Origin of the sequence: Natrinema salinisoli, assembly GCF_020405205.1 — an archaeon.
Lineage (GTDB): Archaea > Halobacteriota > Halobacteria > Halobacteriales > Natrialbaceae > Natrinema > Natrinema salinisoli.
Genome location: NZ_CP084469.1, coordinates 819830 through 840533, shown reverse-complemented (window position 1 = coordinate 840533; position 20704 = coordinate 819830). Strand labels below are relative to the sequence as shown.

Sequence of the window (20704 nt, the reverse complement as noted above, 5' to 3'; positions counted from 1 at the left end):
CAGAGAAGAACGGAAGAAGGGAACAAGGGAGGAGGTACCCAAAGCGGGCGCGGATCAGTCGCCCTGCGTTCGCTCTTCCTCGGAGAATCCCCACGGCGTCTCGACCTCCGCCGGAGCCTCGTCTTTCGAGAGGGGCACGTTGTGGTACAACTGGTCGAGGTGATCCATGGTGTACCCGACCGAGTAGCGTTCGACGGCCGCTCTGGTCTCGCGGTCGGTCGCCAGACACGTTTCGATGGCTTCCACCATCGAATCGAGATCGCCGTACGCGAACCGCTCGCCGTTGTCAGGCCCGATCGTTCGGTCGAACGGCGGCGCGTCGGTGGCCGCGACGGGCGTCCCGCAGGCGTTCGCCTCGAGCGTCGAGAGGCCGAGCGTGTCGGCGGTCGACGCGGTGACGAACGCGTCGATCGACGAGTAAAACGTCGGTAACTCCTCCCGAGGGAGGAAATCGCGGAGTTCGACGTTGTCGGGTGCCTTGCGTTCGAGGGAGTCGCGGTAGGGGCCCTCGCCGACGACGACGAAGTCGTACGCCGGCAGCTCCTCGGCGGCCCGCAGGATCTCGCTGACGTTCTTCTCCATGCTGAGACGGCCGCTGTAGCCGATCACCGTCCGATCGGGGTACCAGTCTTCCGCGGTCGGCTGGAAGAAGTCCATGTCGATTCCGACCGGGAGTTGGACGTGCTCGACGTCTCGTTCGATCCGTTCCGTCGACGCGGTCACCACGTCGAAGCTCCGGAGGAAGGCGTTCTCGACCGGCACGTAGCAATTCGAGAGCAGTCCCGCGACCGACTCGAGTTTGATGCTCTGGTGGAAGTACTCCTCGAGGGGCGTGTGGTGCGTATAGATCGTCGGCAGGTCGTGCTTCCAGGCGTAGTACCGACCCAGGATGCCGATCGGGGCGGGGCCGTGGCAGTGGACGACGTCGAGTTCGGGGAGGGTCGAGGTGCGTCTTGTGAGGGGAATCCGATATCCGGCATAGAACGGGTTCGGAAGCGATCGCACCGGGAACTCGCGGTCGCCGGGTTCGTAGTCGCCGTCGGGGTAAATGACGTACACCTCGTGTCCCTTCCGTTCTAACTCCTCGCGCCAGAGCTTGATCGTATACGTTACGCCGTCGATTTCGGGGAAATAACTGTCAGTGAAGAATCCGATCTTCATTCAGACCACCTCCTCGTAGAGCGACTGATACCGATCCGCGACCGTCTCGAGCGAGAATTCCTCGCTCCGTCGCCTCGCGTTCGTTCCGAGCCGGTTCCGGAGCTCCGGATCCGCGAGTCGCTCCAGCGCGTCCGCGAATCCGCTCACGCCGGATCCGGCCACCTTGAGGCTGTCCTCGCCGTCCGCGAGCCACGAGAACGTCTCGATGTCCCGAACGAGGACCGGCTTCCCGGCGCTCATCGCCTCGAGCAGCGCGATTCCCTCGTTCTCCTCATGCGTCGGGAAACAGAAGATGTCGCCCGCCGCGTAGGCACCGCGAATGTCGTCGACGTAGCCGGTGAACGTGCAGTTCTCGGGGGCACCCTCGATCAGTTTCGTCGTCTCCCGTCCCTTCAGCGAGAGATCGAGCGGCCCGAACCACGCGAAGTCAAGCTCCGGCAGCCGGCGAGCGAGCTCGACGAACGTCTCGAGGCCCTTGCGCTTGATGACGTGGCCGACGAGGAAGACGGTCGGCGGGTCGAGGTCGTACCGATCGCGGTACTCCGCCTCGAGCGACTCGAACCCCTCGAGTTTCTCGCGGTCGACGCCGTTCGAGACGACCCTCGTTGGCGTGTCGGTGTAGGTCTCGATGAGCCGCTGGTTGTACTCGGACGGACAGACGAGGGCGTCGGCCAGTCCGTACGCCCATCGGAGGTACGGTTTCAGCGGTTTGGCGAGGGCGTTGGTGAAGCGAAAACTGTCCCCGAAGTCCTCAGCCGTCACGTGCGTGTTCGCGACGACGGGAATACCGCGAGACCGGGCCCGTCTGGCGTACCAGACCGACCGAGGCCCCATGAGGTTGCAGTGGAGTACGTCGGCCTCGAGGGTCGGCTCGACCGTGTACTCCAGATCCAACCGATCCAGCATCTTCCGCTGGTGGACGACGGATTCGCGGATGCCGCCGGTGACGTGGTCCTCGAATTCGAAGTAGTGGCTGATTTTCATCCGGATCCCCCCTGACTGTGGTGTCGTCGGTGGTCGAGATGGCGAGACGAGTCGACAGCGGCTGTTCGCGGGCGAGTCGGTTTCACGTTAGTGAACTTCGAGCCACGGGACCTCCATCAGCGGCGGAATGTGCGTCTCGATGTGGTGCTCCCAGACGCCTTCCTCGCCGAAGGCCTCCCCGTGATCGGCGGTCACGACGACGCGCCCGTCGAGTTCGTCGACCAGTTCGGCAACGGACTCGAGCGCGATCCGAAGGTTCTCTTCGTACAGTTCCATCGCCGCCTCTCGCGTCCCGTTCTTGACCAGATCCGTCGGGTCGAGTTCGAGCCAGAGGCCTGCCTTCTGTGCGAGTTCGCTCCCTTCGAGCGTGTTCTCGACTTTCGGGCGGATCGTGTCGCTGAGCGACGAGAGCGGGCCGCCGTCGTCGTCGGCGTTTTCCGCCTCCTCCTGTTTGCGGATCCCCTTCTGGATCTGTTTGAGTTTCTGCCCCTTGCCGCGGGAGAGGTAGGGCGCGTGGGGCTGCATGTAGTGGAGCACCGTCCGATCGGCCTGCTCGACGGCGTCGGGGTGATCGTGGAACGCCTCCGCGAGGCTGTCCGGCGGCACCGTTCCGAGGTCGTCGTCCCAGCCGGATTTCCAGACGTCGAAGACGTTACTGATGTGATCGGACGCCGTCCACTCGTAGTCGCAACTCGCCCCCCACTTGAGTTCGTTCAGCGGAATACCGAGATCGTTGATGAAGGGGTTCCCGGAGAAGTACGCGATATCGTGTTCCTCGGTAAAGGTCCGGTAGGCCCACTCCGGCGTCGACGATCCCGTACTCCAGCGCTTTTCCAGCGTCCCGTCGAGATACTCGTCGTAGATCTCGCTGAACACGTCGTACCGACACGCATCCAGCACGAGACAGTAATCCCACTCCGACTCGAGGAAGTGCTGGTCGTCCATTAGTTGCGGCTATCTTTCGATTCGACCACTGTATTCTTATTGGTTCCTGAAAGTCAGCGCGACCGAACACATTTCGCCGGTAGACGCCGCAGTAGGCCGCGTTTCGCCGGCCGACCGACGGGGCATGTCACTCGAGATACCCGAGTTCGCGCAGCCGATCTCGAGTCGCGTCGTCGGCGTCGGCCACGGCGTCGACGTCGTCAGTGTCCGTCTCGCTCGGCTCCGTCCACGCGCCGCCGACGGCGTCCTCGAACCGGGCGAGCGCTCGCTCGGTCGCCGCGACGACGGGGTCGTCCGCCGGATCGACGGGGGACTGCTCGTCCGGATCGGTATCCAGCCGGAATCCCTCGTCGGGAACGAGATCCGCGCGGACGTATTTTCCGTCGGTGCTTCGAGCCGCTCGCAGCCGCGAGTAGGCCCGGTGGTCCGCTGGGAGCGTGACACCGGCCTCGCTCGCCGTCCGCTCGAGGTGGTGCAGTTCGATCACCGGCTGGGCGTACTCCACGAACGCGTAATCGGCGTCGCCGTCTCCCTCGAGGACGGCTCGCTGGCCGGGATCGGGATCCCGAACGTCGTCGAACGTTCGATACTCGCTCGAGAGCAGCGACCGCGTCGGATCGCGAGGGACGGGGCCGTCGCCCGCAGTAGCGCCAACCACGGCATCGGGGTCGACGGCCAGCGCGTCGAGGGTCGTGTGATAGAGATCCAGCAGTTCGACGAGGTCGTCGCGTCGGCCGGCCTCGAGATCGGGGTGTTTCACCAGCAGCGGAACGTTGATCAGTTCGTCGTAGAGGGCGAACTCGTGGCCGTAGAGCCCGTGCTCGCCGTGGAGTTCGCCGTGGTCCGCGCAAACGACGACGGTCGTGTCCTCCCACTGCCCGGTTGCGCGGAGCCAGTCCAACAGGCGACCGAGTTCGGCGTCCATGTGGGCGATCTCGGCGTCGTAGAGGCCCCGAATGTCGTCCCACTCGTCGCCATCGACGTCCCGGACGCCGGCATTGTACACCTTCGAATTCTGGCACACGTCGTCCGGGTCGACGCCCGGTACGAACGTCTCGCGGTACTCCGCCGGCGGATAGTACGGCAGGTGGGCGTCCATCAGATTCACGAACGCGAACCAGCCACGGTCGCTCTCGCTGTCATCGATGAACGACCTCGTCCGATCGATGACCGACGGCGTCTTCGTGTCCGCCCCCTCGCCGCTGGCCAGTCGCTCGTGGGCCATCGCCCCGAATCTGACGATCTTCGCCGCCATTTCCCGGAGGTAGTCGTTGTCGTTGAGCGCCTGCCACGCGCTGGCCAGCGGTCCGGAGAGCACGTCTCGAGGAAGCACTTCGAAGAACGAATCGTGCTCGTCGAACCCGTCGGTGAGGTTGGTGTAGGGTGTGATCCAGGCGTTCGAGGAGTAACACGCCGTGTCGTAGCCGGCGGCCGACAGGACCGACGCGAGGGTCGTCGCGTCCTCGAGGTACGGACTCTCCTGGTCGGCCCCGTGCTGGCTCGGATAGAGACCGGTGAACAACGAGGCGTGAACCGGCAGGGTCCAGGGCGCGGGCGCGACCGCCGAATCGAAGACGGTCGCTTCGTCGGCGAAGGCCGAGAGTTCGGGCGTCGTCTCCCGTTCGTACCCGTAGGGACCGAGGTGGTCCGCCCGGACCGTATCCAGCACGACGAAGAGAACGTTCGACGGGCGCGTCCCGTCGCTCCTCGAGCCGGCGGCTCCGGTCCCTCGAGCAGTCCGCAGCGAATACGCGGCGTCGCTGTCGCGAATGGACGGCACTGACGGGACGGTCGGGGAGGACATGTGACGTACTGCCCTGACTCGGGGGTGTCTCAATTTGTTATGAAGCCGATACAGTACCGAAACGGCCCGGAAACTGTCGTAGTGAGGTATTGATCGGCAGTAGCGTGGTGCAATGACAAGGGTGGTGGACGTGACAGTCCCGACGGACCGACGTCGACGGGCAATCGAGTTCGCCCGTCGATATCGATCAGACGTTTCAAGTCAACTGACGATTCATACCAGCCATGGACGAGCGAAGCCGGCGCGCGTTTCTCATCGGTGCCTTCGGGGCGATCGCAGTCCTCGCCGTCCTGTTCTTCATCGTCGGTGCGCGCCCGATCCTCGACTCGTTGCTCTCGGCGGAGCCGTCGCTCGTCGCGGTGACGTTCGCGCTCGCGCTCTGCTGGCTGGCCGCCTGGAGCCTGATGCTCAGAACCGTCCTCGGTACGCTCGGCGTCGAGATCCCCCTCGTCAAGTCGTTTTTCGTCTACGCCGGTGCCGTCTTCGCCAACAATGTCACGCCGTTCGGGCAAGCCGGGGGCGAACCGATCGCCGCGTTGCTCATCTCGAAAGTCTCCGACTCGCGCTACGAAACCGGGCTCGTCGGGATCGCGAGCGTCGACCTCCTCAACGTCATTCCCTCGATCTCGCTCGTCTTCGTCGGCGTCGGCTACTACGCGACCACTGCCGCCATCGGCGAGCGCCTCGAGACGGCCGTCGGCTCGGCCGTCGTCCTGATTGGGGCGATCGTACTCGCCATGGCGCTGGTCTGGCGCTACCGGGACACGATCATCGATCGGCTGCCCGCCATCATCGCGCCTCGTATCGGCCGACTCGGCTTCGACCGGTTCGATTCCGAGACCCTCGAGGACGACCTCACGGATCGGATGGGGCGGTTCTTCGAAAACATCGAGCGGATCGCGACGAGCAGGTGGCGACTCGGGGCGATCATCGGGCTCTCGCTGTGCGGCTGGCTCTTTCAGACCGCGGCACTGCTGGCCGCCTTCGCCGCGCTCGGGTACAGCGTTCCGGTGTACGTCCTGCTGTTCGCGATCCCGCTCGCGAACATCGCGGGCGCGGCCCCGCTCCCCGGCGGACTCGGCGGGATCGAGGCCGCGTTCGTCACGCTGCTGGTCCCGACGACGGGCATCGAGGCGTCGGCCGTCACCGCGGCCGTCCTGATCTTCCGGGGCGCCGTCTACTGGATGCCGATACTCGTCGGCGGCGCGTCGGTCTCGGCGTTCGGGATTCGGACCCTCCAGTGAGCCGAATTGGGCCCCGTCCCAGCAGTTAAGTCGCCGGGCACCGGAGGGGTATCGACCACCCCAACGCGATGTACCGAGACGGCCACGCCGGATTCAACGCGCTCGTCTACGCGCCGTTCGTCCCCATCGTGAGCGCTCGCTACTCCCTCGAGCTGGCCCTCTGGGGAGCGGTGCTCGCGCTCGCCACGGCGACGCTCCCGGACTTCGATCAGGGGCTCCCGTGGATCGACCACCGCGGTCCGACCCACACCGTCTGGTTCGCCCTCCTGGTCGGACTGGGGGCGGGCGTCGGGACGGTGCTCGTCGCCCGCTCGAGTTTCGGCGCCGGCGGCGGGTTCAGCTTCGGGTTCGGGTTCGCCGTCGGGACGTGTGGCATCCTCGCTCACCTCGCGGGAGACGTCGTGACGCCGATGGGAATCAGCCCGCTGGCTCCCGTCTCGCGGGCCCATCTGACGCTCGACTGGTTCAAATCGAAGAACGGACGGATCAACAGAGCGTTTCTGGTTGCCGGTTCGGTCGCGTTGCTGGGGTCGTTACTACTGGCGATCTACCGGCCGGTTCTGGTGGTTCCCGCCGGGTAATTCGACTACCCGTGTGAGCCGCCACCGTCTCGAGACAGCCACCGTCCGAATTCGTCCAGATCGTCCGTTCGCCACGCGAGGAGGCCGAGCGAGAGCGACCAGAGCAGTATCGTTCCGGTCGCGCCGTGGACGTCGAGGCCGGGACTCCAGGTCGTCTCGATCGGGTACAGCCACTGAATCCCCATCGGTGACAGCGAGTCGATCAGGAGGTGGGAACTGATCGCGAACCCAACAGCGAGCGCGGTAGCACGGGTCCGACGAATCCCGTACACGCCGGTGACGACCGCCAGCGCGAACAGCGGCGAGTGGGTTATCCCGCGATGGACGAACGGCCACCCCCAGGCCGCCGGAAAGAAGAAGTCGGCGTCCGGAAGGAGGCCGAAGACGACGCCCAGCCACGTCCCCGTCCGCGGATCGACGGTCGTGAATCCGCGAACGAGCGCGAGTCCGACCACGGCGTGTGTCGCGAACGCGACGATAAGAAAGAGGACTCGTCCCGGTTCCATACTGCCAACTCTCGAACGGAACTGTCGTATGTATTGTGGGACCCGACGTGTCGATCACCGATACGCGCCCGGTCGTGGCCCGAGCACACCCGATACTTACGCAGGCTGCAGTCGCAAGCCAACGGCTTCTGTCGCCGAGCGAAGTCACTGTCGAGACGGACTACGATCGGCAATGGACCCGCTGCAACGCGCTGACGTCCCCTCCTGGCTCGAGTCACTGTTCGCCTCGGAGGTCGGACTCGCGATCCTGTTCGGTCTCTGCATCCTCGAGGGAGCGATGTTGCTGCGGTTCATGCCGAGCGAACTCGTCGTGCCGGCCGCACTGGCACTGATCGGCTCGTCGATCGTCGAGGCGATCGCCATCGTCGTCCTCGCGGTCGTCGGGACGACGATCGGGCAACTCCTCCTGTTCGGTCTCGTCCGCCGTGCCGGCCGGGAGTACGTCATGCAGACGCGGTGGGTCCCGATTTCCGAGTCGCGACTCGAGCGCTTCGACGGCTGGTTCGACCGCTGGGGACCCGTCGCCGTTCCGGTGAGTAATACGATGTTGTTCGTCCGGGGACTGCTCACCGTTCCCGCCGGGTTGTCAGAGATGAACAGGCGGTCGTTCCTCGTGCTGTCGGCCGCCGGGTCGCTGTCCTTCCAGACGATTCTCGCCGCGCTCTACCTGTTCGGCGGCCACCTGCTGGCCTGAGACGGCTCATCGAATCGCAGTCCGCTCCGTCACTATGCCCCTGTCGACGTTCGGTTCCGGAAGCGGGCAGGCTACTTTCGACCGACGGGGTGTTCGAATTTGCCGCCGTCCCACCCCCGCAGACGGGAGCGAACGAGCAGCTCGAGAACTGCGACGATCCCAAATACGATCGCCGAGGCACCCAGAAGTGGGATGTGGAGTCCGCTGTCGGGCGCGGTGAACGCTTCCGTCTGCAACGTGGCCGTGACGATCCAGCTGTACAGCACGAACGGGGAGACGATTCCGTGGGAGAGCAACACCGCGAGCGGGACTGCGGTAGCGACGGCGGCCGCGACGAAGCCGATTGCGTACCCGGGGACCGTATCCCACAGGTTCCCTCGAACGAGAAGGATCATCGTCGCGAAACCCACCGCAACGCTACAGGCGGTCACGACGAGCCACAGGTCGGTTCGGGAAAGCGGGAGGGCCGGGAGGTTTCGGAGCCGAGCGTCCCCGAGACCGTACCCCCGTCGAACCGCGAACTCGGCGACGCCGGCGACGAGCAAGAGCGCGAGCCAGACGTACCACGTCTCGGCGTAGGACAGCGCGTGGAACGACCCCTCGACGATCAGACCGTCACCGCGTTCGACGACTGCCCACGGAGCGTCAGTCGTCAGTTCGGCGTACACCACGGTCGTCAGGAGCGCCGCGAATCCGCCGCCGGGGGAGACGAGCCTTGTGTGAGCCGAAACCGCAACCGTCACGAACCCGAGCACGAACGCCCCCGGGAGGAGCATCCACAACTCGCTTGCCGATGTGACGACGTCGTAGTCGAAATACGAGAGCAAAGCTCCGACGACGACGACGCTCGCGATCCCCCCGCCGGTCCCAATCGCTATCGATGTCACACTGGAGCGAGTCATTGGCGGGGGACCCCCACGGGGACGTCCGTCCGGACGGCCGTCACTGAAACGCCTCGCGCGGTAGGGTATCTCGATCTCGGCGGTCGACTGTATCGTACTGGAGGATCTCGATGGAGGACGTACCGGACCGTATCCATGTTATTATTAGGTCTATCTCAAAGAACCCTGATTAAATATGTCAGGTAAACTTATATAAGATTTACTATTATCGCATTTAGTATTCATACATGAGTGTGAATATAAATTTCCATCATATACCGCGGTGGTCGATACAGGGAACGCAGTTCCCGCTGGACCGGCCCACGAACGCGGCACTCGGGAGCGGTCGAGTGGTGAGTGAGCGCAGCGAGCTACCCCCGAGGGGAGGGAGACGTTCGCACGCCGATAGTCTGGTACGGACGGCGAAATCGCCGGTCCGACGGGATCAGTCGCCCCGCCGGTACACGGGCAGCCGGAACCTGACGCCCGCGTCCCGGAGCCGCCACCTGAGCTCGAGGCCGGCCCAGATCACGCCGGTCAGGAGCGCGACTCCGATAGCGACGAACTCGGTGGCCCCCATCCAGACGGGAGCCACGAAGAACAGGGCGTTGTAGATCCGGTGTGGCAGGAGCGTTTCGATGAGATTCGTGACGACGCCCACGGGATCGACGCCGAGCGGACCGCCGTCGTCGCCGTCGTCGCTCTCGGCCGCCGTGCGGGACTCGAGGCCGAGCGCCTGCGCGCTCCGTCCGCCCTCGCTCTCGGCCCCGGTCTCGAGGCGCTCGGCCTCGTAGGGGAGCGTCGATTCGACCTGCCAGACGATCTCCCCCGACTGATTGACCTCGATGACGCGATTGCCGTGAGTGTCCGTGATGAGCGTGTTGCCGTTGGGGAGCCGGTCGGCGTCTCGCGGCCACTGCATCCGGTCGTCGGACCACTCCCAGGTGCGGGTCCACTCGCCGTCCTCGCGCTGGAACTCCTGGACGCGGCCGTTCTCGGAGTCGGCGACGACGACGGCCGGACCGCCTCGGCTCTCGGGGATGTAATCGGGGTTGTGCTGTTCGTACTGGGTATCGTAGTCGTCCTCCGCACCGAGCGTCCAGTTCTCGAGCAGCCCCTGCTGTCGATCGAGGAAGACCACCTGATCCTGATTCCGCAGGCTGGCCATGATCCGCCCCTCCATCTCGCCCTCCTCGATGTACTCGACGTCGTTGATGTGCGCCCAGTCCTCCGGATACGGACCGCCCTCCTCGACGGGGAACTCGCTCTGAGCGTCCCAGAGCCACTCGACGACTTCCGTCTCGGTGTTCACGACGAACACCTGATCCGCGACGATGTCGGCGACGACGACGTGGGTTTCGTTGATGCGGTCCGCGTCGTGCCACTCGCCGGCGGTCTCCTTGTAGTCGTAGCGCTCGTAGACCACCTCGACCTCGCCGGTCTCGAGGTCGACGCGCTCGATGACGTTCAGCGCACACGGCGGCTCCGAACAGGTCGGTCCCTCAGTGTGAATCGTGTCCGTGGCTGTGTACTCGACCGTCAGCGGATCGCCCGCGACGGGATCGGCGTCGAAGTACTTCGTCCGCGTGTTGTTGTAGTACAGCACCTCGCCGTCGGGAGCGTACGCGGTTATCGTTCCCGCTCGCCCGGATTCGGTGACGACCGTGTGATTCTCCGTCGGCGGCGCATCGGGAACGGCCGCTCTCGAGGCCGTCGAAATCTCGTCCGACGAGGCGGTGGCGACGACGGCCGCCGAGAGGACGAGAACGACGACGAAGGCGACCCGAAGTCGGTTCCGCGAGAGGAGCGATCGAACGGGGTCGAGCGATGAACGTGGTCGGTCAGGCATCGGTCACTGTCGAGTACTGTGAGGCCATCAGGGGAACCGTTATGCTTCGTTCGCAGTTCGTGACAGTCGGCGGTCGAACGCTGCTTCGAGCGGTGTACTGCGATGCGACGGTCAACGGCCAGTCACTCCAGCTCGTCGCCTCGTCTCGTGGTGAGGACCGGAACCGGCGACGTTCGGATCACGCGGTCGGTGAAGCTCCCGAGCAGGTGACGGTCGAGTCCGGTGTGCCCGTGGGTCCCCATGACGACGAGATCGATCCCCTCCGCCTCGGCGTAGGACGTGATCTCTCTCGAGACCGATCCGGCCGTCACGGCCGTCGTGACGTTCTCGACTCCTGCGCGCTTTGCGGTCGATTCGGCGTCGTCGAGGAGTTCCTGAACGTTCTCCTCGAGTTGTGACGACAGTTCGGTCGATTCCGTATCGATCACTTCCGGAAGTTCGTCGACGACGGAGAGCAAGTGCAAGGTCGCGCCGTGTCGCTCGGCCACCGTCGTTCCCAGTTCCAGCGCGGCCGTCGCGTGGTCGCTGCCGTCCGTCGGAACGAGCACGTCGTCGTAGGGGTACGCCCGCGTCGCATCCTCGGCGGCACGAACCGTCAACACCGGGATCTCGCTTCGGTTGACGACGCAGTCCGTGACGCTCCCGAGGACGTAGTCGCCGATGCCACGGCGTCCGTGGGCACCCATCACGATGAAGTCGAACTCGTCGCCGGTGGCGTATTCGGTGAGCACGGTTCTCGGGTCCCCCTGAACGACGTCCGTCGTCACGGAGACGCCGCTGTCTTCGGCCAGCGCGGCGGCCTCGTTGGCGATCTCGTCGCCCTCCTGTTCGAGCACGTCGACGACGTCGCCGCCGAGCCGCGTCAGGCTCGGTTCCTTCGTGTCCGCGACGTAGACGACCTGAATCGTCCCATCCTGATCTGCCGCGATGTCTATCGCGTGCTCGAGGGCTGCCGTCGCAGGGTCGCTCCCGTCGGTCGGAACGAGTAGTCGAGTAGTCACGAGCGGTTGTTCGACCCCGACCGGCTTAGTTTGTGGGACCACTGAAGCCGAGGAGAACGCTGTTCGCACTGGGAACAGACCGAGTGCGATCGCGGGCAGCGTCCGGTCGAAACCGAATCTCAGACGGACTCGACGCGAATCTCGCCGTTCGCAGTGACGGTCACCAGACAGTCGCTGTACTCGAACGTGACGGAACCACCGGGCCGCAGCCCGTTCGCGCGCGGTTCGAACAACCGCTCGAGTGCGTCGGCGTTGATCGAGTAGTGGAGCGGCTCGAGATCGGTAATACTCGTATTACGAAACGTTGCGACGGCGTCCGCGACGGCAACGCTGAGCGGTTCGTCGTCGAGCCGATCGTACTGTACGGAATAACAATCCCCCATTGCAGTGGACGGAGATTCTGAACTCATTTCGGTCATTGGTAGTACGTACCCCCCAGTACGTCCGTGGGAAGTCATTCGTCAGTTCACGAGGTCCTGCAAAGAGCCTGATCGTTAACTGTGTAATGGCTCCAAAAAAAGATGGTTAATCAATTAACCTCCACGGCAGTCGACCCCTCGAACAGCGCCGCGAACAGCTTCCGTTCCGCCGATCGGACGTGTTTGTGGAACGCCGGCGGGGAGATGTCCTGTGAGGCCGCAATCTCCTCGCCGTTCGCCCGTCGCGGCCACTCGAAGAACCCCCCGTGATACGCCGCCTGGACCACCTCCCGCTGTCGATCGGTGAACGTCTCGAGCAAATCGTTGCGCGCCGACGCGCTGACCGTCGACGAGTCGTCCGTGGTCTGTTCGCGCCGAGCGATCATCGACACCGACGGGCCGCTCCGGGTGATGCCGGAGAGCACTTCCCGAATTTCGACCGCATCCGGAACGTCGATGATCGCACGCCCGCCCGACTCGTCGGCGACGAACTCCCGAAGTTGGACGCCGTGCGTATCCACGATGGACCCGAGGAACGGATCGGTCAGATGTACCTGGAGTAACGTCTCGTCTTCGTGTTCGGCGATCGTCGAGAGCTCGCTGACTCCGTCGATCGCCGTCAGGTCGAACGCGTCGGTCGGATCGTCGATCCGTCCCTCGACCGCGACGAAGGCGATCTGCAGGCCGTCGGTTCGGGTCGTCGCACCCTCGTAGGTAACGCTGTCACCGAGCTCCGATGCGAGCTGACACAGCGTCGCATCCGCTGCGACCGCGAGCTCCACTTCGGTTCGGTCGTCGCCCACCAGCGCGTTCTTTCGTTTGACCGCGTCGATCGCGTACGCGATCGTCTCGCCGAGTTCCGCCAGCGTGGTGCGAAGCGTTTCGTCGAACGCGTCCCGTTCTTCGCTGTAGATCGACAGCACGCCGTAGAGGAATTCGTCGTAGACCAGCGGGACCGCGTAGACGGACTGGAAGTTTCTCGAGAGCGCATCTCCTCGCCAGTCGCCGTCGTGAACCGACTCCGCGACGTTCTCGACGTAAACCGGAGACCGCGTGCGGGCCGCTCGACCCGCCGGTTCGGCGGCCGATTCGTCGACCGTCGTTACCGATACCGCATCGAGATAACCGCGCTCGAGTCCGGCGTCGGATCGCGACTGGAGCCGGTTGCCGCTCGGATCCGGTTCGCCGATCCAGGCCAGCGAACACGCCTCCAGATCGGCGAGCAGGTCGGGGATTCCGCGTTCGATTTCGGTCCGGGATTCGGCCAGCAAGAGGTGCTGTTCGATCTCCTGACGGATCTCGTTGGCGGCGTTGAGTCGCTCGAGGTGCCGGTTCTGTTGCTTGAGTTCCCGCTCGCGATCGTGGAGCCGCCGAGTCCGACCGATCCGATCGAGGGCGGCTTCGGCCGTCGTCGCGAACAGCTGAGCGAGTTCCACGGTATCGTCGTCGTACTCTCCGGGCGTCGTCGAGAGCGCGACGAGCACGCCGTGTTCGCCCAGCGGTACGTAGAGGCCGCTGCGAGCGCCGGTCGACTCGTCGTAGACGGTGGTCGCGTTCCTGACGTCGTCGTAGACGGACGGCTCACCCGTCACGAACGTCTCCCAGGAGATGCTCCCGTTGGGGCCGAGCCGCGGCGGCGTACCGAACGCCGACTCGAGGGCCGTCGAATACGCCGCCGGGACCAGTTCGTTCAGCTGGTCGTCGAACTGGTAGACGACGCTGTCCAGATCGAGGACGTCCGTCGCAACGTCGACGATATACTCGCAGGCATCGTCCTTCGAATCGACGCTCAGCAGGTGATTGGTCGCTTCGTGTAACGCGTTGAGCGCCTCCTGATACTGGACCCGCTCGGTGACGTCGTTTGCGACGCCGATGACGCGGTCGATGACACCGTCGTCCGTGATCGGGCGGTACCACGTTTCGAAGACGCGATCCCCCAGCCGTCGACGCGAGTTGACTTCCGTTCCCTCGAGGGCCGTCCTCGCATCGGCACAGACCTCGGGATAGTCCTCGAGGAGGTCGAAAAACGAGTTCCCGACGATCTCCTCGGAGTCGAAGCTGAGGTTCGCGAGCCCTCGTCCGTCGGCGAGCGTGAAGGTTCCGTCCTCGCTGAGAACGAATAATACGACGGGGACGTTCTCGACCAGCGTCTGGAGCCGCTCCGTCCGTTCGGTCAGGTCGCGGTTGCGCTCGACGCGGTCGGTCACGTCCCGCCAGTACACGGAGATACCGGACTGGGACGGGTAGATTCGCGCTTCGATCCACGCGTCGTAGGCCTCGAAGTGCGCTTCGACGGTGCGCGGTTCCTGTCGGTCCATCGCCTCGATGGCCTCGCGCTGGAACGGCGAGTCCTCCATCTCCGGGAAGACGTCGAGAATCCGCCGCCCGAGCAGGTCGGAGCGATCGATGTCGAGGTTCTCGATCGTACGATCGTTGACGTACGTGAACCGCCAGTCCGCATCGAGCGCGTAGAAGGCGTCCGTCACGCGTTCGAAGGACTCGCTCAACTCCTGTGCGATACGGTGGTGTTCCGTGACGTCCTGGATCGATGCGACGACGCCGTCCACGATGCCGTCGTCGCATCGGTTCGTGAGTATCGCCTTGTGAACGTACCAGGTGCCGTCGGCGTGCTTGCACGTGTATTCGACGGTCCGCGTCGCTCCGGTCTCGGCACTGCGAACGGCCTCGAAGCCGTCCACTACCGTCTGTCGATCGTCCGGATGGACGTAATCGAGCATGTGAGTGCCGTACATTTCGTCCGAATCGAACCCCCCCACGCGTTCGACCGCCGGACTGACGTAGGTGACTATCCCCTCCTCGTCGACGATCACCAGCAGGTCCGACGACTGGTCGATCAGGATCTCGTACCACTCCTCCTCGCGGCGACCCTCCCGTTGCAACGCGGTGAATTCGACCGTCCGCCGGAGCCGGTGGGCCAGCAGCGGCGGCTCCTGAATCGTCGTCTTGGCGATCACCTCGGCGGCACCATCTGCTCGGAGTTGCGCGACCGAATCATCCGCTGCCGGATCGCTGGCGTACACGATCGGACACTCGCCGTCCGTGGCAGCCAGCACCGCTCTGTCGTCGGTCAGAATACAGTTCGCCGGGCCGATCTGGTCGGCCGTGAATTCGGACGGGCTTGAGACGGTTCCCGTAACGGTGATCGACTCGTCCGCGAGCCCCGCCGTCGCCGTCCGAATCCAATCCGACGTACCGACAGCGAGGAGACGTATCGGGGTCGCCTCGACGTCCTCGAGACCGCGAGCCATATCGCTGCGTAGACCGGCACGAATAAAAAGTTCGCGTCGATTTTCGTTTCAAGAATTTAATACCCGATTGCGACGCCGTCTTTGCGCGGCTCGGTCGCACCGGCGAGGGTGCCATCGCGCCGGCGAACGAGCTGAGCCCCGCCGAACATGACTGGCGGGAGAACGCGGACGTCGTGGCCCCGTCGCGCGAGCGCCGACGCGTTCGAGAGCCGCTCCTCGACGCCCAAGCACCCGTCCTCGCGGTACCGCCAGCGTGGGGCGTCGAGCGCCGCCTGCGGCGACAGTCCGTAGTCGACGACGTTCGAGAGGACCTGCACGTGTCCCTGTGGCTGCATGTAGCCGCCCATGACGCCGAACGCCATCCAGTCGTCCTCGTCGAGTCTCGCGATCGCAGGGACGAGCGTGTGGAAGGGGCGCTTGCCCGCCTCGAGGCTGTTCGGATGGTCGGGATCGAGCGAGAACGACGCCCCGCGGTTCTGGAGCGCGATGCCGGTGTCGCCGGCGACCAGGCCGCTGCCGAAGCCGGCGAAGCGCGAGTTGATGTAGGAAACGAGGTTGCCTTCTTCGTCGCCGACGGTCAGGAGCACGGTGTCCGCGTCCTCGGCGGTCGCGTTCGGAACCCCGATCTCGGGGTCGCGTATCGGCTCCGAGCCGATCGCGCGCGCTCGCTCTCGAGCGTACGACTTCGACGCGAGCGGCGGGATCGACTCGTAGTCCGGGTCCGCGACGTACTGGTGGCCGTCGACGAACGCGAGCTTCGTCGCCTCGGCGAAGGCGTGGACCCGTTCCGGCGAGTCGTAATCGTGGTCCCCCGCACCGATCTCCTCGGCGATGTTCAGCGCCTCGAGCGCGATCAGTCCCTGATTGTTCGGGGGCAGTTCGTACACTTCAGCACCGTTGTACGTCGTGCTCACCGGGCCGACGAACTCGGGTTCGAATCCCGCGAGGTCGTCTCGCGTCATGAGGCCGCCGGCTGCTCGAACTTCGGAGACGATCTCGTCGGCGATCGCGCCCTCGTAGACGACGTCGGCCCCCTGCTCGGCGATCGTTCGCAGCGAGTTGCCGAGTTTCGGCAATCGAACCGTCTGCCCCGGCTCCGGGCTCTCGCCGTCGAAGAGGTACGCCTCGCGAGCGTGGGCGTCCGTGAACAGCTCCTCGGCCCCCGTCCAGTGGTGGGCGATCACCGGCGAGACGGGATACCCTTCGGTCGCGTACTCGATCGCGGGCTCGAGGACCGTCCCCAGCGATTTCCGACCCAGCCGCTCGACCGTCGCCTCCCAACCCCGCGCGGTTCCGGGTACCGTCACCGCGTGCGGCCCGAGGAAGGGCATTCCGAGGTCGTCGCCGCTCGCGTCGCCGTCGACGGCGTACCCGCGCGATTCGGGGTAGTAGCGCTCGCGGTCGTCGTCGGCCTCGAGCGCGCTCCTGACGGCGTCGATCGTCGCGTCGGCCGGGGCACCGCCGCAAGCGCGCATCGCACCGACCTCGCCGTCGGCGGTCCGATAGAGCGCGAAGACGTCCCCGCCCAGCCCCGTCGATGTGGGTTCGACGACGTTCAGGGCGGCCGCCGTCGCGACCGCTGCGTCGAAGGCGTTCCCGCCGTCGCGGAGGATCGAGACGCCGGCCTGCGCCGCGAGCGGTTGGCTCGTCGCGACCATCCCGCGAGACGCGTAGACGGTCGACCGCCGCGAGTCGAACCGGTCGAGATCCGCAGTGTCGTCCATACCCATAGAGACGATCCGACGGTCAAAATACTAGCGTCCCGACAGTCGCGACGCCTCACTCGAGCGCGAGCGGCGCGTGATCGACCCGGTAGCCGTCGTCGATCTCGTCGATACGGCTCACTTCGCGCAGTCGGAGGCCGCGTTCCATCTTCGTCACGACCGGCGTCTCGTAGTAGTCGGCCTCGTACTCGAACCCCTTGCCGTCGTCGCGGCGGCGCTCGACGAACTCCTCGTGGCGCTCGAGGCGCGCCCGTCCGATCGATCGCGACAGCGCCGGGACGTCGTCGACGTGATCGTCGAAGACCTCGAGGAAGGCCGCCTCGAGTTCCGAACCGACCGAGTTCCGGCCGGCACACATCGCCGCGAGCGTCGTCGTACCGGTCCCCCAGAAGGGGTCGAGCACGGTATCGCCGTAGGCCGAGTACATGCAGATCAGCCGATAGGGGATCTCGAGGGGGTAGGCCGCCGACCGTTCTCGCAGGTCGTCGTCCGCGGACTCGTCGATCGCCTGTAGCTCGCCCCTGACCTCGGTCCAGACGTCGGTAAACCAGCGGTTGCGCTCCTCCCAGAAGTAGGCCGCCTCGTACCGCTGGTCGGCTTTCGGCTCGAACTCGCGGCTCTCTGCCCCCTTTCGAAACACCAGGATGTACTCGTGTTCCAGCGTGACGTAGGCGTTCGGCGGAATCATCCCGCTGCCCATGAACTTGGCCGCGCTGTTGGCCGGCTTGCGCCAGAGCACGTCCGGCAGGGGCTCGAATCCGCGGTCCTCGAAGGCCTCGAGCACGCGAGCGTGATTCGGGTAGACCCGAAAGCTTCCGTCGACCGACCGGGTCGCGTCCCCGACGTTGATACAGGCGATCCCGCTGTCGACCAGCACCCGCTCGATTTCGTCCCAGACGCGACCGAGCTGGGCGTGCATCGCCTCGAACGCGTCGTAGCCGTCGCCGGCCGCCAGCGCGTCGTCGATCGCGGGATCGAGCTCCGTGAAGAGGTCGTCCCACATTTCGATCATCGGATACGGCGGGGACGTGACGACGAGCTCGACGGACTCGTCGGCGACCGCCGAGAGATCGCGAGAATCGCCGACGAACACGCGGTGGGTCGTCTCCATTGGATTCACACTGTCGGCGTGGCTCCCTTATCTCCTTCGTCAGGGCGGTGACGTGATTTCAGCACCAAAAACGGTATGTCGGATAGCACCCGCACGAATGTGATCGATGGAAAGGCGTCGCTACTCCTCGGTTTCCTCTTCCATCCCTTCGCCTTCCTCCTCCATTTCTTCCCCGCTCTCCTCGTCGGGTTCGCCGCTCGTCGCCGGTTCGAACTCCTCGATCGGCTCCCACTCCTCTTCCTCGCCCGCCGAGAGACGACGCCGGAGTACCACTGCCCCGGCGGCGGCACCGAGGACGAGCAGCAGTCGCGGCAGACGCGACCCCGACCCGCCCCCGCTCTCGTCGGCGTCGCTCGTCAGCTCTGGCGTCGTCTCGGTGGTCTCTTCGACGGTTTCCATCACGTCTTCGATGATCTCCGGCTCCTCGATGTCCTCGATCGGCGACTCCTCGAGCGTGGGTGATTCCCGCCCCACCAGAAATCCGACGACTGCACCGAGGCCGAACAGGGCTCCCGCCAGCGGGAGCCGGCCGCCGGACCGGCCGCCCTCCGACTCCTCGACGGCCTCGAGAATCGACTCGCGCATCGGCGACTCCATCCCTCTGTTGACCGCTTCTTTGACGATGAGCTCGGACAGCGTCTTGTCTTGTTGTTCCATCTCGGGCATAATCCGCCACGACCACACCACCGTACATAGTTCTATCCACCGTTTCCGTCACCGGATCCGTCTCCACGTGCGTTATTCAGTGCTTAATCCGCCCCGAGGTACACTATATCCGAACCGTACTGTTGTTACGGATATCTAACGACAAGGTAAGGGTGCGCTCTAGCGCTGAGTACCGATCTGCGCCGCACCGAAGGAAACGTCCCACCGGGCCCGGAAACGAGAGTGGTCAACCGTTCAACCAGAACCTGACCGAGGAGTGCCGTCCGAACCCAATTGCTAACCCGTGCGTACGCACGGCCGTGGCGATGCGGCTCGAGCATCGAGCCGCGACGGTCACCAGTGCGGCCGCTCGGGACGGTACCGCAATTGATCAATCGGAAGCTGCCTGTCGTATAAAATCGTATCGACGGGAAGAGTCCCCCGGTTTGCCCTCGAGAATGCCTCTCATAACGAAAGGGGTTCCACTGTAAGCGCTCAGGTATGAGCGTCATTCGGCAACCGGAGGTCCTCGGCCGGACGACACAGCGCCGCGTCGTCGGCGTCGCTGCCGCGCTCTCGGCTGCGGCCGTCGAAACGCTCGCGGTCGGCCTCTGGTTCGGTATCGTCGTCGGCCCGCGGACCGCGTCGACCGCGCTCGCAGGACTCGGGATTCTCTTCTGTGGCTCCCTCCTCAGAACGGTGGTGCTCGGTGCAACGGTCCACAACCTCGGAAACCTCCTGGAACCCCACCAGCTCGGTTCGGCGGTCGTCCTGACGACCGGCTGGATCGTCTGGCTGCTCGTCGCCGAACTGATCGGCGGCGGGTCCGGTATCGTCGTCGCAACGACCCTCCTCGCTGGACTGTTGACGACGCAGTTCGTCCTCGAGCGGCGCGCGTTCGGACTGCCGTCGATCGGCGGCGTGGCGGTCCGACCGCTGGTTCCGGGTGTCCTGCTGGCGGCCGGTGCGGCGACGCTGCTCGCGACGGCCTGGTTTACAGACTGGACGGTTTCCTCACCGCCGCTCTCCGTCGGCTTCGCGACGGCCACCGTCCAAATCGTGGCCCTCCATATCGGCGTCGTCGTCTTCGGTATCTTCGCGTTTCTCGCTCACCAGCGCCGGTTTCAGCGAATTCTCAACCCCTGACTCGGCGGGCCGGCGGCGACTGTCGGCCGTCGTCGCGGATTACTTCCCCTCGGCACCCACGTTCTGATCGCTCTCGAAGGAATCCGGGTCCGGCTCGATCGTGGCGTACTGCACCGCCCGCCGACCCAGCGTGCGAACCCGTTTCTCGAGTTTCGGATCGACGAATTCGCCGTCTTCCAGGGCGGCACTCGCGTTCGGAATCGCCGCCTCGTGGGGGATCACCCACGCGTTCAGCGCCCGACAGACCGAGCGCATGTGCTCGAGCGCCGTGACGGGGAAGGCTCCGCCCGAAACTGCGAGGAGTCCGACGGTCGTGTCCTCGAATTCGTCGAAGCCGCAGTAATCCAGCGCTGTCTTCAGCGGGGAGGCGTACGAGCCGTGGTACATCGGCGACCCGAGGATGACGGTGTCGGCTTTACGGACGCGCTCGGACAGCTCTTCGGCGTCACCCGCCGCCTCGCGGTCGCGATCAGCGTCGAAAATCGGCAGTTCGTACTCCCGGAGATCGAGCAGCTCCGTGGTCGCGCCCGCCTCCGCTGCGGCCGAGAGGGCAGTCTCCAGTGCGCTGCGGGTATGGCTCCCGTCGCGCAGACTGCCACAGAGTGCAGCCACGTGGGGTGTGTCGTCGCTCATGCCTGTCCGGACGGGAGGGAGCGTCAAAAGCCACCCGAATGTAGTGACAGATGACAGGAGTCAGATTCCGGGGAGCAGTCGGTCGGTCTCGCCGCATCCGACGCCCC

At 65.2% G+C, this 20704-nt stretch carries 18 protein-coding genes; 4 read left to right on the top strand and 14 right to left on the bottom strand.

The genetic code is table 11. The features are described 5' to 3' along the window. Positions 1-54 precede the first annotated feature (54 nt). From LDB05_RS04210 to LDB05_RS04195, 4 genes are all read right to left on the bottom strand, one after another. Positions 55-1161: a glycosyltransferase gene (locus LDB05_RS04210; protein ID WP_226006678.1), complete on the bottom strand. Its 1107-nt coding sequence runs from the start codon at positions 1159-1161 to the stop codon at positions 55-57. Then, positions 1162-2145, bottom strand: a complete 984-nt coding sequence (locus LDB05_RS04205; RefSeq protein ID WP_226006677.1) for a glycosyltransferase family 4 protein — start codon at positions 2143-2145, stop codon at positions 1162-1164. Positions 2146-2232: 87 nt separating this feature from the next. Continuing rightward, positions 2233-3090, bottom strand: a complete 858-nt coding sequence (locus LDB05_RS04200) for a hypothetical protein (RefSeq protein WP_226006676.1) — start codon at positions 3088-3090, stop codon at positions 2233-2235. Positions 3091-3217: 127 nt separating this feature from the next. Beyond that, positions 3218-4894 (bottom strand): sulfatase, encoded by a 1677-nt coding sequence (locus LDB05_RS04195; RefSeq protein ID WP_226006675.1) that lies wholly within the window; start codon positions 4892-4894, stop codon positions 3218-3220. Positions 4895-5118: 224 nt separating this feature from the next. On the opposite strand from LDB05_RS04195, the gene LDB05_RS04190 reads away from it, so the two are divergent. Together LDB05_RS04190 and LDB05_RS04185 are read left to right on the top strand one after the other, a co-directional pair. After that, positions 5119-6138, top strand: a complete 1020-nt coding sequence (locus LDB05_RS04190; RefSeq protein ID WP_226006674.1) for a lysylphosphatidylglycerol synthase transmembrane domain-containing protein — start codon at positions 5119-5121, stop codon at positions 6136-6138. Positions 6139-6206: 68 nt separating this feature from the next. Further along, complete coding sequence (locus LDB05_RS04185) at positions 6207-6719, top strand: metal-dependent hydrolase (protein ID WP_226006673.1); 513 nt, start codon at positions 6207-6209, stop codon at positions 6717-6719. Positions 6720-6724: 5 nt separating this feature from the next. On the opposite strand, the gene LDB05_RS04180 is transcribed toward LDB05_RS04185, so the two are convergent. Beyond that, a complete protein-coding gene (locus tag LDB05_RS04180; RefSeq protein ID WP_226006672.1) occupies positions 6725-7225 on the bottom strand; it encodes a metal-dependent hydrolase in 501 nt (166 codons plus the stop codon). Between the two features lie 172 nt (positions 7226-7397). Here LDB05_RS04180 and LDB05_RS04175 point away from each other — a divergent pair, with 172 nt between their 5' ends. Further along, positions 7398-7919: a DedA family protein gene (locus LDB05_RS04175; protein WP_226006671.1), complete on the top strand. Its 522-nt coding sequence runs from the start codon at positions 7398-7400 to the stop codon at positions 7917-7919. Between the two features lie 71 nt (positions 7920-7990). On the opposite strand, the gene LDB05_RS04170 is transcribed toward LDB05_RS04175, so the two are convergent. From LDB05_RS04170 to LDB05_RS04135, 8 genes are all read right to left on the bottom strand, one after another. Next, positions 7991-8821 carry a hypothetical protein gene (locus LDB05_RS04170; protein ID WP_226006670.1) on the bottom strand — a complete coding sequence of 277 codons (831 nt, stop codon included), beginning with the start codon at positions 8819-8821 and terminating at the stop codon, positions 7991-7993. 424 nt (positions 8822-9245) lie between these two features. Next, complete coding sequence (locus LDB05_RS04165; protein WP_226006669.1) at positions 9246-10649, bottom strand: aryl-sulfate sulfotransferase; 1404 nt, start codon at positions 10647-10649, stop codon at positions 9246-9248. A gap of 122 nt (positions 10650-10771) precedes the next feature. After that, the gene (locus LDB05_RS04160; RefSeq protein ID WP_226006668.1) at positions 10772-11650 is read right to left on the bottom strand and encodes a universal stress protein; all 879 of its coding nucleotides are present in this window, start codon (positions 11648-11650) and stop codon (positions 10772-10774) included. 119 nt (positions 11651-11769) lie between these two features. Then, positions 11770-12033, bottom strand: coding sequence for a HalOD1 output domain-containing protein (locus tag LDB05_RS04155; RefSeq protein ID WP_226006667.1), 264 nt, complete (start codon positions 12031-12033; stop codon positions 11770-11772). A 146-nt stretch (positions 12034-12179) separates the two neighbouring features. After that, positions 12180-15338: a PAS domain S-box protein gene (locus LDB05_RS04150; RefSeq protein ID WP_226006666.1), complete on the bottom strand. Its 3159-nt coding sequence runs from the start codon at positions 15336-15338 to the stop codon at positions 12180-12182. Between the two features lie 56 nt (positions 15339-15394). Beyond that, entirely contained in the window at positions 15395-17062 is a 1668-nt protein-coding gene (locus LDB05_RS04145) for a gamma-glutamyltransferase family protein (RefSeq protein ID WP_226006665.1), read from the bottom strand. Between the two features lie 55 nt (positions 17063-17117). Then, positions 17118-18173, bottom strand: a complete 1056-nt coding sequence (locus LDB05_RS04140; protein WP_226006664.1) for a DNA-methyltransferase — start codon at positions 18171-18173, stop codon at positions 17118-17120. 120 nt (positions 18174-18293) lie between these two features. Then, positions 18294-18839, bottom strand: a complete 546-nt coding sequence (locus LDB05_RS04135) for a hypothetical protein (RefSeq protein WP_226006663.1) — start codon at positions 18837-18839, stop codon at positions 18294-18296. A gap of 480 nt (positions 18840-19319) precedes the next feature. Between LDB05_RS04135 and LDB05_RS04130 the strand changes: the two genes are divergently transcribed. Then, positions 19320-19964 carry a hypothetical protein gene (locus tag LDB05_RS04130; RefSeq protein ID WP_226006662.1) on the top strand — a complete coding sequence of 215 codons (645 nt, stop codon included), beginning with the start codon at positions 19320-19322 and terminating at the stop codon, positions 19962-19964. A gap of 39 nt (positions 19965-20003) precedes the next feature. On the opposite strand, the gene LDB05_RS04125 is transcribed toward LDB05_RS04130, so the two are convergent. Further along, complete coding sequence (locus LDB05_RS04125; RefSeq protein ID WP_226006661.1) at positions 20004-20597, bottom strand: NADPH-dependent FMN reductase; 594 nt, start codon at positions 20595-20597, stop codon at positions 20004-20006. Positions 20598-20704: the final 107 nt, after the last annotated feature.